The organism is Methylophaga sp., from assembly GCF_030651745.1.
The window spans coordinates 12,899-27,527 of sequence record NZ_JAUSCC010000081.1 but is presented as its reverse complement, the minus strand read 5'-3'; the positions used below and the strand labels follow the sequence as shown (position 1 = coordinate 27,527).

Genomic DNA, 14,629 nt, shown 5'->3' with positions numbered 1-14,629 from the left:
TTTACTGATAAGAAAAAATGTTACTCAATGTTGGCTTGCGAGTATAGCGGTCCAATACTTTAGATACCACTGGAGATAAAACATGAGCGAAAACGTCACTAATGTGACCGATGGCGACTTTGACAGCCTGGTTCTACAGTCTGATATGCCAGTACTGGTCGATTACTGGGCTGAATGGTGCGGTCCTTGCAAAATGATTGCACCGGTTCTGGAAGAGATTGGCGCGGAATACGCAGGCAAACTGAAAGTCTGCAAATTGAACATCGATGAAAATCCGGATACGCCACCACGTTACGGCATTCGCGGAATCCCGACTTTGATGCTGTTTAAAGACGGTGAAGTTGAAGCCACAAAAGTCGGCGCTTTGACCAAATCACAATTGGCTGCGTTTCTCGACAGCAATATCTAAATTCGTGATGCATTCCTATCCCCACGTCAGTGGGGATAGTTGTATCTATAAGATGCCTCACTCCAACCCATGCATGTAAATGCCAGCTGATGCTGATCCGGGCAACTACTCCGAATTGTTACGAAACTGATGGATGTATCTGAATTACTCGATGATCTGAATAAACCACAACGTGAAGCCGTAGCTGCTCCGCTAGGGCATACACGTATTCTGGCCGGTGCCGGCAGTGGCAAAACACGGGTTCTGGTACATCGAATTGCCTGGTTGATTCAGGCAGAGGGCTTATCTCCAGCCAATATTCTTGCTGTGACATTTACCAATAAAGCCGCCGCTGAAATGCGTGGTCGTATTGAACAAATGCTCGGTTATCCGATTGGCGGCATGTGGGTTGGTACTTTCCACGGTTTAGCACATCGTTTGCTGCGTTCACACTGGCAAGAAGCCGGCTTACCTCAAGGTTTTCAAATTCTTGATAGTGATGATCAGTTACGCATGATCAAACGCATTATCCGTGGCATGTCATTAGATGAAGCGCAGTGGCCACCCAAGCAAGCCCAGTGGTATATCAACGGACAAAAAGACGAAGGTCTGCGTGCAGCGCATCTGCAAGCTGGAGAAGATCCCTACTCGCAAAACATGTTGGCCATCTATCTGGCGTATGAACAAGCCTGTGAACGTGCCGGTGTGGTGGATTTTGGCGAGTTACTGCTACGCAGTCACGAACTGTGGCTGAAACGCCCCGATATCCTCGCGCACTATCAACAACGTTTTTCACAAATCCTGGTGGATGAATTTCAGGATACCAACACCATTCAATATGCATGGATAAGAGTATTGGCCGGCCAGACCGGACATCTGTTTATTGTCGGCGATGATGATCAGTCCATTTACGGCTGGCGCGGCGCCAAAATTGAAAACATCCAGAAATTTCATAAAGATTATCCGGATGCCAGCACTGTCAGGTTGGAACAGAATTATCGTTCCACCGGCAATATTCTCGCCGCTGCCAATGCGGTTATCGCCAATAACAGTGAACGTCTCGGCAAAGAATTATGGACTGAAGATGCTGATGGTGAACCGATACAGCTCTATAACGCCTATAACGAACGTGATGAAGCCGCTTATCTGGTTCAGGAAGTCCGTAACTGGATGAATCAAGGTGGCAAGCGCAGTGAAGTTGCGGTGTTATACCGCTCTAATGCCCAGTCACGGGTGATTGAAGAAGCCTTGATGCAATCGGCTGTACCTTATCGGGTATATGGCGGGCTGCGCTTTTTTGAACGCGCTGAAATCAAAGACGTTTTGTCCTATCTGCGATTAGTGAGTAACCGGCGTGACGATGCCGCCTTTGAACGCATTGTGAACATCCCCACCCGCGGTATCGGTGCAGCAACACTAACCCAGCTGCGCCAATATGCCCGCGAAACAAATCAATCAATGTGGCAATCGGCGGTGGATTATTTACAGCAAAAAATCTTGCCTGCACGAGCAGCCAACGCTTTGTCGGCTTTTCTGACCTTGATTGATTCGTTAACACCAGAAGACGACACTATGTCGTTACATGAATTGACAGCGTTGGTTATCGACGAAAGTGGGTTACGTGCTCATTTTGCTAAAGACAAAACCGAAAAAGGACAAGGTCGCATTGAAAACATGGATGAGCTGATTAATGCTACCCGTGAATTTATGCGTGCAGACGATGAAGAAGAAATGCCGTTACTCGATGCCTTTCTTGCACATGCTGCATTGGAAGCCGGTGAAAATCAGGGAGATCAATGGCAGGACTGTGTGCAGCTAATGACCTTGCATTCAGCCAAAGGCCTGGAGTTTCCGATTGTGTTTATGGTGGGCATGGAAGAAGGCTTATTTCCGGGTCAGAAATCCTCTGACGATCCGCTCAGACTCGCTGAAGAACGCCGTCTCTGTTATGTCGGCATGACCCGGGCGCGTAACACGCTATATTTGTTGTATACCGAATCGCGCTATTTATATGGGCAGGAGATGCATCCTCGCCCTTCCCGTTTTCTCAGTGAGATCCCTGTCGAGCGCCTGCATCAGGTTCGCTCCCAAAGAAATATGGCGGCGGCTGGATTAACCACACTTGCCAGTAGCAGCCAATCGGCTGATGATACGGGGTTTAGAACCGGACAACAGGTTATGCATCAAAAATTCGGTCCAGGCGTCATTATTGACACCGAGGGCAATGGCAGTCACGCCAGGGTTCATGTGAATTTCAAACAAGCCGGCAGTAAATGGCTGGTACTGGCCTATGCCAATCTTGAAACTTTGTAATTCAGGAAAACGATAATGCATTTATCCGTATGTTTACGACGTTTAACACTATTGCTCAGCCTTTTATTACTATCCGCATGTGGGACTGATGATGCCAGCCCATTCACTGAAGAGATCGATACCAGCAAAATCTATCGCTGGAAGATGGTCACTGCCTGGCCTCCCGGTTTCCCGGTGTTACAGGAAGGTGCCGAACGTTTTGCTGCCAACCTTGAAGCTATGTCCAATGGACGCCTCAAAGTAAAGGTTTTTGCCGGTGGTGAATTAATCCCGGCTTTGCAAACCTTTGATGCCGTTTCACAAGGCACTGTTGAGATGGGTCATGGCAGCGCGTATTACTGGGCAGGCAAAGTCCCTGAAGCTCAGTTCTTCTCTACCGTTCCCTTCGGTATGACCCCGCGTGGTATGAATGCCTGGCTTTATCATGGTGGTGGTTTGGATTTATGGCGTGAAGTCTATGAACCCTACAATATCGTGCCATTTCCATTAGGCAATACCGGCATTCAAATGGGCGGCTGGTTTAATAAAGAAATTAATTCGATGGCCGATTTGCAAGGTCTGAAAATGCGTATCCCCGGTTTAGGCGGCAAAGTATTTGCCAAGGCTGGTGGTAACCCTATCCTGCTTGCCGGCAGCGAAGTTTATACCGCACTTGAACGCAATACTATTGATGCCACCGAGTGGATTGCCCCCTATCATGATCAACGCCTCGGTCTGCATCGCGCTGCTAAGTTCTACTATTATCCAGGCTGGCAAGAACCTGGCGCCGTGCTGGAACTGAGTATTAACAAACGCGCCTGGGATTTATTGCCTCCCGATTTGCAAGCTATTATTGAAAACGCAGCTAAAGCCGAAAATCTGCTTATGGCATCCGAAATGGAACAAAAGAATGTCGTTGCGCTGGCTGAATTACGCCAACGTGACAATATCAAAATTGTTCCTTTTCCAGCCGATGTGCTGAATACACTGAAACAAATTACTGAGCAGACTTTGGCTGACGAAGCCGCTCAAAACCCCAAATTTAAACGTGTTCACGAAGCGTATAAAAACTTCCGTGAGCAGGATGAAGATTGGGCGACTATTTCTGAAAAAGCTTATCTGGATATTCCATAATCATGGTACTTATTATCTTTACCCGTGAAGGGCTAGAAATGTTTCAAGCAGAAGTCAGTGAGGATATCTCAGCTATCTGGCACAACCCGCAACTACTGACTGAAGCCGAAATCGAGCAATTTCAAAACCAAGGTATCGACTGTATCGAATTGCCACAGATGATCGATGTTGATAACAACAAGTCGACTTTATGGGCATTGGAATACGTTGAGAAAAACAGTCAGGATCAGGAGATTATGATTGAGTGCCCTTAATAAGACTGTAAATTTCGGCCTGGCTTTACTGCTGAATCTGGCTTTGGCATCCACGCTGTTCGCCAGCGAATGGGATCAGGCGCGGCTGCAACTGGAACAACCACAAACCATTACCGTATATCGTGATGCTAACTGCCAGTGCTGCCATAAATGGATCGAACATCTTGAAAAACATCAGTTTGAAGTGATTGATCAAATCACCAGTGACATGGTGAAAATAAAAGAAAAACTGGGCGTGCCTAACAATATGGCGTCCTGCCATACCGCTGTGGTGAATGATTATGTGATTGAAGGTCATGTGCCGGCTGATGACATAAAACAACTGTTGATTGATAAACCGGCTCACATTAAAGGCTTGTCCGTCCCGCAGATGCCCGTCGGTACCCCGGGGATGGAAATGGGTTTACGCAAAGATCATTTTATTCTGTTCAGCTTCGATGGTGATGCGCAGTACCAATTGTTTAATGCTTATCAAACCAACGCTGAGAATAACTATCTGCCGTTAAACCCTGCTGAGTAATGGAGTTATTGATCGTCCTCGGGCGAGTTTTTGCCTCGGCAGCAGCTAACGTTTTTCAGAAACAATTCACCCATAAAGGTTTGCATTCACTGTTTATTGTGATGCTTTCTTATCTGGTGCTGGCGCTCATCAGCTTGCCGTTACTCTTATTAGTTGATCATCGCGTTATTAATGACGGCTTCTGGATCAATATTTTGCTGGCAGCGTTGCTGGATATGGCCGGTACGCTATTTCTGGTGCTGTCATTATCCAAAACTGACCTCTCCGTTTTCGGCCCACTTAACGCTTATAAAGTCGTTTTTTCGATGGTTCTCGCCGTGATATTTCTGGGCGAAGTACCCAATCTGCAGGGCTTTAGTGGCGTGATGATTATCCTGCTAGGCAGCTTTTTATTATTTCCCCCGGCCGCCACCGCCTCTTCAAATCGACTGTGGCATTTGTTCGGTCAGCGCGGTGTGCAATACCGTTTTTTATCCATATTGTTATTTTCAATTGGTACTTTACCGCTTAAAAATGCCGTGCTCAGTGGTGGAGCCCTGGCAACCACTCTGTATTGGTGTTTATTTGGTTTACCGCTCTCGGTGGGCTTGTATTACCGGTTTGGTGGAAAACGCTGGCAAACAGATTGGCAAACCGCCAAACAATATCGCCGTCATTTCATCTGGCTCGGCGGTTTTATCTTTTTAATGCAATACACCACTATGTTGGTGTTTTCACAATTACTGGTGGCATATTCACTCGCATTATTTCAACTCAGCATGGTGTTACAGGTGTTTCTTGGTTATCGTATTTTTCATGAGAAACATCTAGTTCGTCGCTTAGCTGCCTGTGGGGTGATGATTGCCGGCTGTTTACTGGTGTTAACCACTTAACTGACTACTGCCTCGTTCAGGCTTAGTCTTAATATTGTGGTATATTGCCCGCCACTTCTATGCCTGTTGTGATCCTTCAGGCGCTTTCGACTGATAAGATAAACACCATGACATTTGACGATCTATTCCTTGATGATGAATTGATTGCTGCCGTTCGCGACAGCGGTTTTGAAAAACCGACTGAAGTCCAGCAACTGGCCATTCCGGCATTGTTAGCTGGTCAGGATGTGTTGGCCTGTGCTGCTACCGGTACCGGAAAAACCGCCGCATTTATCCTGCCTATCCTGCAACGCCTCAATGATGAACGGCACAAACATGATCAGGCGCGTATTTTGATCCTCGCCCCTACCCGCGAGCTGGCTTTTCAGATCCAGCATGTGTTTCACCAGTTGGGTAAAGCCTTCAAACCGACCATAGCGATGCTAACCGGCGGCGCATCCCCATGGGCACAGGTACAACATGCCAGTGCTCAATGCGACATTATTATTGCCACACCGGGCCGGTTACTAAGTTTGGTCAATGATGAATCAGTCGATTTATCAGCGGTCGAGCTGGTCATTATTGACGAAGCCGATCGTATGCTGGATATGGGTCAGGGACCAGATGTATTGATGGCTTTAGCCGCGATTAAATCCAAATTCCAGGCCGGATTGTTCTCAGCTACTTTAGCTGGTAGTGGTGTACGCATTTTTGCCGAAGAACTGCTCAACAATCCGCAGGAAATCCATATTAATGCGGCCAATCAATTAGCCGAAAATGTCACCCAGCAGGTGTATCTGGCCGATAATCGTGAACATAAACAGGCATTGCTTCTGGCATTTATTAACGCACCAGCATGCCAACGCGCTTTAGTGTTCTGCAATAAAAAAATCCGCGCCGAAGAAGTCTGCGACTGGCTGCAATCGCAGAATATCTCCGCTCAGTTATTGCACGGTGACTTTGATCAATCGGTACGTCGAGAGCGGATCCGTAAATTCCGTGCTGGCCAAATCAAAGTTACGGTAGCCACCGATGTCGCTGCTCGCGGCCTGGATGTTGCTGATATTACGCACGTGATTAACTATGACCTGCCGTTTCGCGGTGATAACTATATTCATCGAATTGGCCGCACCGGCCGTGCAGATAAACATGGCACAGCAATCAATCTGGTTGAACCACATGATCTGAAAAATCTGGAGCGGATTGAATATCATCTGGGCCATGGTTTACCGATCCGCAAATTAAAAGGGTTAGCGCCCAAGGCCAAAGCCAATAAGGCGCGCTCCAAAACTAAAGATGAAAAACCGCGTTATATTCCGAAAAAAGACCGGCCAACTGAAGATAGTTAACCGGTATTGCGCATTCCCTGAGAAATAGCACTGATACTGCGTAACAGCGGATCCCGCCATTTGGCCGTTTCTGTTTCGGTATAACCACCAAAGCGGTAACGCTTTAACAACAGCAGCTGAATGTGATTTAACGGGTCAAGATAGGCCTGGCGTCGGCGCAAAGAAAGGGCTAGCAATGGGTTTTCTGCCATCAACTTATCCGCCCCAGTCAGTTGTAATAACTGATTAACCGTTTGCTGATACTCCTGACGAATCACCTGTAACACTTCTGCTGCCTGCGGTTTATCTATACACAAATCAGCATATTCCGCGGCGATCTCCATATCAGCCTTGGACAGTGACATTTGGGTGTTGCTGACCATCGCCCGGAAGAATGGCCATTCAAAATACATTTTTTGCAGAATATCGCGGCGGCTGGGATCTTCGGCAACCCACAAGGCAATTGCACTGCCGATGCCATACCAACCCGGCAAAGTGTGTCTGGATTGCGCCCAGGCAAACACCCAACCAATAGCTCTGACAGAGGATTTAGAACGATCGCCCGCTTTGCGATGAGAAGGTCGTGAACCGATATTCATCAAGCCAATTTCGCTGATTGGACAGGCTTCGTAAAAGTAATCCAGAAAACCCGGTGTCTGTTCAGTAAGCTTGCGGTATTGCTTTTCGCCCATTTCTGCAAGTTGCTGCATGATGCCGAGGTATTCGGGTTTCTCCTGTGCTGAGTCAGTCACCAATCCCCTGCTCGCTTTGATCAACGCAGAAACCCCCATTCCAAGCTCATAAGAAGCAGTTTCGGTGTTGCCATATTTAAATGACAACACCTCACCCTGCTCGGTGAACTTAATCTGGCCATGAACGGTATCAACCGGCTGGGCCAGAATTGCATCATGGGTCGGGCCGCCGCCACGGCCAATGGTGCCGCCCCTGCCGTGAAACATACGACAACCAATGGCATATTGTTCGGAGAGTCGGCTAACAGTTTTCTGTGCCTGGTATAAATTCCATGCCGAAGCCAGAATGCCACCATCTTTACAGGAGTCAGAATAACCGAGCATCACTTCCTGCATATTGCCTGAAGCGGTTAATAAAGTGCGATACTGGCTGTTCTCCAGTAACGCAGACATCACCGGTTCGATATGCTCCAAATCCTCAATGGTTTCGAATAATGGCGAAACCCGTATATGACAGAACCAGCCGTTTTCGTCCTGACCAATCAAATCCGCAAATCTGGCCAGCAACATCACTTCCAGAATATGACTGGCCTGATGGGTCATGGAAATCACATAATTGCCAAAAGCTTTTTCGCTGACCTCTACCCGCAGGCGGGCAATCAGTCTGAAGACATTGAGTATTTCCAGAGAATCCGGCTGCAAATCACCATAAATTTCCGGTAAGCGTGGTGCCGCCAATAAATCACTCAACAAAGCCTGCCGCTCGGCTTCATCCATTTGCAAATAATGACGATTGAGACCGGTAAGCGCCAATATCTCGCCCACGGCATCGGTATGCTTTGAGGACTCCTGGCGAATATCCAGGTTATACAGATAAAAACCAAAGGTTTTGACCAGCCGGATCAAGTCGGTGAGCTCAGCGCCGGCAATCGCGATATCGCCATTTTCCACTAACGACTGGTGAATTAAACGTAAATCGGCGAGAAATTCATCTTCGTTGTGATAAGCCACGCCGAGACTTTCAATTTGCAGATCCGGGCGGAAGAATTCTTCCAGTACGGCCAGATTATCTTTCAGCCGGTAGCGCATCATATAAAGCTTGCGCCGGTAGGGTTCGTTGATAAAGCGTTGCGGATTGGTTGAAAACGCTCCGGCATAGCGTTGTTCACATTGCTCAATATCATCAGCCAAGACTGCACTGACCTGACAAAGCGGTTGCGATTGAGTAAGAATAAAACTGAGTTTGGTGACATCGTCCAGATAACGCCGAATTACCGTGCGTTTCTGCAGTGCGATGGCCATTTCTGTGGTTTGCGCGGTGACAAAAGGATTGCCATCACGGTCACCGCCAATCCACGAACCAAAGCGTAAATAATCTGGCACGATAATCGGCGTTTCCGGATCCAGTTCATCGCCATAAACCCGCCGCAGTGCATTTTCCAGATTACGGTAGGTTCTGGGCACCGCATCAAACAAACTGACATTGAAATAATACAAGCCGTTTTTGATTTCATCGCGTACTGACGGTTTAACCGCTCTAACCTCGTCAGTTGACCAAAGCAACTGGATCTGCCGTTTTAACTGGTCCTGAAGCTTTTGTTGATCAAATGTGGTTAACAAACCATCAGTCAGTTTTTCATCGAGCAAAAACACCCGACGCAATATTTCCATCACAGTGCGGCGTTTGGACTCTGTCGGATGAGCGGTAAACACTGGCATATAAACCAGTTTTCCCAATAACTCCTGCAATTGCTCCAGCGACACACCTTCATTCTTAAATTGGCTTAGCGTATCCAGAAATGATCCATGCCAGAGATTGCCTCCATTGCGCAGCTGAATTTGCCGATTATGATGGTGATAGGCTTCTTCTGCAGTATTAACCAGGCTGAAATACAGGTTAAAAGCGCGAATGACTTCACGTAACGTCAATTCATCCAGCGATTCAATTTTAGCTTTGAGCGATTGACGCAATTCGGCGTCGTCTTCCTTGCGCAGCCGGATATAGCCTTTACGTAACTGTTCGACTGCTTGATAGACTTCCTCTCCGGATTGTTCGGCAATCACCTCGCCCAACAAATTCGCCAGAAAGCGGACATGTGCCCGTAAATCTTTATCGGTCAGCAGCTCTAAAGCTGCGACATTGCTGAAATCAACTTGCCGTGTTGTCATGAGTTATCCACTAATTGCTTATACAACTGCAGGTACGCTTGCGCGCTGTTTATCCAACCAAAATCCTGCACCATTGCAGTCAGCATCATCCGTCGCCACAAACGGGGATGTGAAAATAATTCATCTACTTTCAACAAGGTATCGTACAAATCTTCTACGGTAGGCTCTTCAAATTTAAAGCCAGTTGCCAGCATTTGCCTGCGATTGTCTTCGCTGGCATCCACCACGGTATCCGCCAGACCACCGGTATTTCGTACCACTGGTAACGTGCCATATCGCAAACTATACATCTGATTTAATCCACAAGGTTCAAATCGTGATGGCATCAGAAACGCATCAGCACCCGCCTCAATTTTATGGGCAAGTGCTTCATCGTAGCCAAATTGAATCCCGACTCTATCCGGAAATCTGGCTCGCAAAACACGCAGATCCTGCTCCAATGCCGCTTCGCCACTGCCCAGACAAACCAGTTGAATATTTTTACCTTCGCTCAACAAACGATCAATGGCATCAATTGTGAGATCGACACCTTTTTGCGACACCAAGCGACTTATCATGCCAAACAACAATGTTTCAGCGGATTCAGGGAGGAAAAAGTGCTTTTGCAACGCTTTTTTATTAAGAGTTTTCGGGCGTAGTGTTTTAACACTGAATTGATGATCGATGAATTTATCGGTTTGTGGATTCCACTCATTAGTATCAATACCATTAACGATACCACTGAGCCGTGACTGCTCCGCCCGCAATGTCAGCAAGCCTTCCAACCCATAGCCATAATCGTAATGACAGATTTCCTGCGCATAAGTCGGGCTGACACTGGTGATATGATCAGCAAAGATTAAGCCGCCTTTCATAAACGACATCATGCCGTAAAACTCGATACCTTCTACCTGCCACAGCTGCTCAGGCAAATCGAGCGTCTCAAACACCTGACGGGAAAACAAACCTTGATAAGCCATATTGTGGATAGTAAATACGGTGGCCATGCGATGACTTTGCAGACTTAATAAGGCCGGTATCAGTCCGGTCTGCCAATCGTTACAGTGCACTACTTCAGGCTGCCAGTTCAATCCGGCCTGATCCAACGCTACTGCAACAGCCGCCCGGCAGAATAAAGCGAAACGAGCTGCATTATCAGCCCAATCCTCTCCATCAGAATCGCAATAAGGCCCGCCATCGCGGTCAAAATGGTCCGCTGAATCCACCAACCAGACAATTACATCACTGTCGGGTAAAGTTGTTTGCAAGATGTTGATGGGGTGTTGATAGCCTTCCAGTTGTACCGTTGATAGCAGCGGACAATCACCTAACTGATTCAAAGTAGCGCGATAGGCTGGCATGATAATTCGAATATCCTGCTGCATCTGTGAAAGCGCTAATGGCAGGCTGGCCGACACATCAGCGAGACCACCGGTCTTCATCAGCGGATGAACTTCACTGCTGGCAAACAGAATTTTTCGCACGAGGCACTCCCATAATTGTACAATTGCTCAATTATATACGCTCAACGGCACAGTCACAGCCTTGTAACGGGAGAAACCATGCAACCTTGTACTATTGTTATTTTCGGCGCCACTGGCGATCTATCACAGAAAAAACTGCTTCCTGCTTTGTATCATTTACAAGCTGAAAATCGTCTGACCGATGACACCCGTATTATCTGTATGGGTCGTAAAGAAAGTACCCAGCAAGAATGGCAGGATTTAGTCACAGAATACGTTAGCCCAAGAGTTCGTGGTGGTATTAATAATGACGTACTGCAAACTTTTCTGGCCAAACTGCACTATTTAAAATGTGACATCAATGAAGCCTTCAGTTATCACGAACTGAAAAAACTGATCACCACACCGGAAAATGGTTTCTCACAGAATATCGTTTTTTATCTTTCTATCAGCCCATCACTTTTCAGTGTGGTTGGCGATCAACTTTCAGCAGTAGGTTTAAATCAGGAAAAAGATGGCTGGCGCCATCTGGTTGTTGAAAAACCGTTTGGCTACGATCAGAAGAGTGCCGCCGAACTGGAACGCATCCTGCGTAAAAACTTTACCGAAGAACAAACCTATCGTATCGACCATTACCTTGGTAAAGGCACGGTACAGAATATCTTTGTGTTCCGCTTTGCCAATCTGCTGTTAGAGCCATTATGGAATCATAAATACATCGATCATGTACAAATTACTCATGCTGAACAGCAAGGTGTAGGTGGTCGTGCCGGTTACTATGACGGATCTGGTGCATTGCGCGACATGATTCAAAGCCATTTATTACAGGTAATGGCATTGGTAGCGATGGAACCGCCAGCGGACATGGATGATGAATCATTACGCGATGAAAAAGTAAAAGTACTGAAATCGATCCGCCCGATTACTCACGATATCGTTGATCAGCATGCTTTCCGTGGCCAATATGCCGCAGGTGAGATCAACGGCAAGCCGGTGAAAGGTTATCTGGAAGAAGATGATGCTCCGGCAGGCAGTGTGACTGAAACCTATGCCGCAATGAAGATCTACATTGATAACTGGCGCTGGCATGGTGTGCCTTTCTATTTACGCACCGGTAAATGCATGCCTGAATCAAAAGCGATGATCGCCATTCGCTTTAAAAAACCACCATTGGAATTATTTAAAGACACCAAAGTGGGCGAAAGTCATGCCAACTGGATTGTGATGGGTCTGCAACCAGACAACACCTTGCGCATCGAGTTACAGGCCAAACAGCCTGGGCTGGAAATGAAAGCACATACCGTTGGTCTGGAAACCATGGAATCAGATGACATCAAACACAAACTTGATGCTTATGAAGCCTTGATTCTGGATGCCATTCAGGGTGACCGTTCATTGTTTTTACGTGCTGATGAAGTCAATCTGGCCTGGAAAGTCGTTGATCCGATTTTGGAAAAATGGGCTGAAGAAAAAGACTTTATACATACCTATAAAGCTGGCACCTGGGGCCCTGAAGAAGTTAAACGTTTACAGGACAACAGTTGTCATGCCTGGCGTAACAATGCGTAATTGCTGAATAAAAAAACCGGACAATGTCCGGTTTTTTTTTGCATTTTAATATCGTAATCAATCAGGTCAGAGCCTGCCCCAGCTTTATTTTCATCTCGGCTTTCCATTCTTCTGTCCAAGCCGGCGCATCAGCAGGAAGTAATAAAACCACCGTTGACCCCATATTAAACCGGCCCATCTCTTCACCTTTATTCAAACGAATATTGGAATCCTGATAATGCCAGTCGAGAATATCTTTGGTGTAAGGCGGTGTAATCTCACCTTCATGCCAGACCGTTTCCATACTGCCTACAAAAATAGCGCCAACCAGAATAATTGCTACCGGTCCAAAATCCGTTTGAAAAATCGTAATCACACGCTCGTTACGGGCAAACAATCTTGGCACACCACGCACGGTCAATGGATTCACTGAAAATAATTTACCTGGTACGTAGCGCATCCGTGTCAGTTTTCCGGAAATCGGCATATGGATCCGATGATAATCACGCGGTGATAGATAAATAGTGGCAAATTGACCACCATCAAACTGCGCGGCTAATTGCTCATCCCCACCTAATAATTCCAGCGTCGAATAATCATGGCCTTTGGCCTGAAAAATTCTACCTGCCTCTATCAAACCCAATTGACTGATACAGCCATCTACAGGAGAGACAATTACATCACTTCCGTACGCTACCGGTCTGCTCTCGGTTTTAATTCTTCGAGTGAAAAAAGCATTGAAATGCTGATAATGATTGATATCAGGTTGAACGGCCTCACTCATATCAACACGGTATTGCTTGATGATGGTGGAAATGATCCGGTTCTTAAACCAAGGTTGTTTGCATCGACAAATCTTATGCATCAATCGTGACAATGTATGTTGCGGCAGACAGTACTGCGGCAGGGTGAGCCAAAAATCTTTTTTACTTGCTTTTGCTACCTGAGTTTGCTTTTGATTGGTATTAGACAAATTGCCCCCTTTCACGCATTACCTAAGCTTGTCATAATCAACTACTGATATCACCAGCATCTTCGGTACAGGAGTATACCAATTCATGAACATTCTGCTGAACGCATTGATAATTACATTGCTCAGTTTTACCAGCTTTGCCAGTTATGCGGGAGGCGGACAATCGACTCAACCGCTGTATTACGTTATCGAAGAACCCTTCACTATCAATTTTCTGCGGCAAAGTAATGAGAAGGCACGCTATCTGCAAATCAAAGTTGCTTTGAAATCCAAAGATCCGGCCATTCTCAATAGTGCTGACAGTAACCTGCCAATGATTCAAGACACATTACGCACTCTTTTCGCCGAACAGGACATGAAAACAGTGAAAAGCCTGGAAGGTCGTACCGAACTTCAACAAAAGGCTTATGAACGTATTAAAACCATATTTGAAGAAGAAACCGGAAACAGCAATCTCGAAGCAGTGTATTTCACCACCTTTCTCTGGCAATGATTGGGCACGGTATTTGCTTTGAATAATTTATCGATAGGAAATAAACAATATGGCTGAAATACAAAAAGATATCGAACTCAAGCAAGGCATGAGTAAGAAAACCAAAATCATCATGCTGGTTGGCATTGTTGTTCTGCTGGCAGTCATTGGCGGCGGAGTATATTGGTGGATGACTAAGGATGCTGAGCCCGTAGACCCAGCCAACGCCCCAAAAGCCACACCGGTTTATCACGAGATTACAGCTCCGTTTATCGTCAATTTCTCAGAGCAAAGTAATAACCAGGTTCGTTATTTACAAATCAAGATGAAAGTCATGGCTCGCGATCAGGCGACGATTAATTTGTTTGCCCTACATGAACCGGCATTGGTTCATGAGTTGCTGATGTTATTTTATAGTCAAGATTATGACGCACTGAGTACCACTGAAGGAACACAGGCCTTGCAGCAGGCATCACTGGAAACCATCAATAATTTCCTTACCCAGCAGCAGAGCTCTATCGCTGGACTTGAAGCGGTTTATTTCACCAGTCTGGTAATGCAATAGT

The 14,629-nt window shown here is 46.5% G+C and carries 13 protein-coding genes; 10 read left to right on the top strand and 3 right to left on the bottom strand.

Annotated features, from left to right (window positions below):
* Nucleotides 1–82 precede the first annotated feature (82 nt).
* From trxA to Q7V21_RS09940, 7 genes are all read left to right on the top strand, one after another.
* On the top strand, nt 83–409 hold the full coding sequence (gene trxA / locus Q7V21_RS09970) for a thioredoxin TrxA (protein ID WP_014708059.1): 327 nt from the start codon (nt 83–85) through the stop codon (nt 407–409).
* 129 nt (nt 410–538) lie between these two features.
* Nucleotides 539–2,701 (top strand): DNA helicase II, encoded by a 2,163-nt coding sequence (gene uvrD, locus Q7V21_RS09965; RefSeq protein WP_304917156.1) that lies wholly within the window; start codon nt 539–541, stop codon nt 2,699–2,701.
* A gap of 15 nt (nt 2,702–2,716) precedes the next feature.
* Entirely contained in the window at nt 2,717–3,814 is a 1,098-nt protein-coding gene (locus tag Q7V21_RS09960) for a TRAP transporter substrate-binding protein (RefSeq protein ID WP_304917155.1), read from the top strand.
* 2 nt (nt 3,815–3,816) lie between these two features.
* A complete protein-coding gene (locus Q7V21_RS09955) occupies nt 3,817–4,068 on the top strand; it encodes a hypothetical protein (protein WP_304917154.1) in 252 nt (83 codons plus the stop codon).
* Nucleotides 4,055–4,588 (top strand): DUF411 domain-containing protein, encoded by a 534-nt coding sequence (locus tag Q7V21_RS09950; RefSeq protein ID WP_304917153.1) that lies wholly within the window; start codon nt 4,055–4,057, stop codon nt 4,586–4,588. Before Q7V21_RS09955 ends, Q7V21_RS09950 begins: the two co-directional genes overlap by 14 nt.
* Complete coding sequence (locus Q7V21_RS09945; RefSeq protein WP_304917152.1) at nt 4,588–5,460, top strand: EamA family transporter; 873 nt, start codon at nt 4,588–4,590, stop codon at nt 5,458–5,460. Before Q7V21_RS09950 ends, Q7V21_RS09945 begins: the two co-directional genes overlap by 1 nt.
* 107 nt (nt 5,461–5,567) lie before the next feature.
* Nucleotides 5,568–6,788 carry a DEAD/DEAH box helicase gene (locus Q7V21_RS09940; RefSeq protein ID WP_304917151.1) on the top strand — a complete coding sequence of 407 codons (1,221 nt, stop codon included), beginning with the start codon at nt 5,568–5,570 and terminating at the stop codon, nt 6,786–6,788.
* Here Q7V21_RS09940 and ppc read toward each other — a convergent pair.
* On the bottom strand, nt 6,785–9,628 hold the full coding sequence (gene ppc / locus Q7V21_RS09935) for a phosphoenolpyruvate carboxylase (protein WP_304917150.1): 2,844 nt from the start codon (nt 9,626–9,628) through the stop codon (nt 6,785–6,787). The genes Q7V21_RS09940 and ppc overlap by 4 nt on opposite strands.
* Nucleotides 9,625–11,091 (bottom strand): glycogen synthase GlgA, encoded by a 1,467-nt coding sequence (gene glgA / locus Q7V21_RS09930; RefSeq protein ID WP_304917149.1) that lies wholly within the window; start codon nt 11,089–11,091, stop codon nt 9,625–9,627. The genes ppc and glgA overlap by 4 nt, the downstream gene beginning before the upstream one ends.
* A gap of 78 nt (nt 11,092–11,169) precedes the next feature.
* Here glgA and zwf point away from each other — a divergent pair, with 78 nt between their 5' ends.
* A complete protein-coding gene (zwf, locus tag Q7V21_RS09925) occupies nt 11,170–12,639 on the top strand; it encodes a glucose-6-phosphate dehydrogenase (RefSeq protein WP_304917148.1) in 1,470 nt (489 codons plus the stop codon).
* Between the two features lie 61 nt (nt 12,640–12,700).
* Here the strand turns inward: zwf and asd are convergent, their stop codons facing one another.
* Entirely contained in the window at nt 12,701–13,591 is an 891-nt protein-coding gene (gene asd, locus Q7V21_RS09920; RefSeq protein ID WP_304917147.1) for an archaetidylserine decarboxylase, read from the bottom strand.
* A gap of 85 nt (nt 13,592–13,676) precedes the next feature.
* On the opposite strand from asd, the gene Q7V21_RS09915 reads away from it, so the two are divergent.
* On the top strand, nt 13,677–14,084 hold the full coding sequence (locus Q7V21_RS09915; RefSeq protein ID WP_304917146.1) for a flagellar basal body-associated FliL family protein: 408 nt from the start codon (nt 13,677–13,679) through the stop codon (nt 14,082–14,084).
* 49 nt (nt 14,085–14,133) lie between these two features.
* The gene (fliL, locus tag Q7V21_RS09910) at nt 14,134–14,628 is read left to right on the top strand and encodes a flagellar basal body-associated protein FliL (protein WP_304917145.1); all 495 of its coding nucleotides are present in this window, start codon (nt 14,134–14,136) and stop codon (nt 14,626–14,628) included.
* Nucleotide 14,629 lies beyond the last annotated feature (1 nt).

Bases quoted from the DNA above. Each gene is read 5' to 3' on its own strand.
- Q7V21_RS09945 (WP_304917152.1), top strand. From the start codon at position 4,588: ATGGAGTTATTGATCGTCCTCGGGCGAGTTTTTGCCTCGGCAGCAGCT.
- uvrD (WP_304917156.1), top strand. From the start codon at position 539: ATGGATGTATCTGAATTACTCGATGATCTGAATAAACCACAACGTGAA.
- trxA (WP_014708059.1), top strand. From the start codon at position 83: ATGAGCGAAAACGTCACTAATGTGACCGATGGCGACTTTGACAGCCTG.
- Q7V21_RS09915 (WP_304917146.1), top strand. From the start codon at position 13,677: ATGAACATTCTGCTGAACGCATTGATAATTACATTGCTCAGTTTTACC.
- zwf (WP_304917148.1), top strand. From the start codon at position 11,170: ATGCAACCTTGTACTATTGTTATTTTCGGCGCCACTGGCGATCTATCA.
- fliL (WP_304917145.1), top strand. From the start codon at position 14,134: ATGGCTGAAATACAAAAAGATATCGAACTCAAGCAAGGCATGAGTAAG.
- Q7V21_RS09955 (WP_304917154.1), top strand. From the start codon at position 3,817: ATGGTACTTATTATCTTTACCCGTGAAGGGCTAGAAATGTTTCAAGCA.
- Q7V21_RS09960 (WP_304917155.1), top strand. From the start codon at position 2,717: ATGCATTTATCCGTATGTTTACGACGTTTAACACTATTGCTCAGCCTT.
- Q7V21_RS09940 (WP_304917151.1), top strand. From the start codon at position 5,568: ATGACATTTGACGATCTATTCCTTGATGATGAATTGATTGCTGCCGTT.
- ppc (WP_304917150.1), bottom strand. From the start codon at position 9,628: ATGACAACACGGCAAGTTGATTTCAGCAATGTCGCAGCTTTAGAGCTG.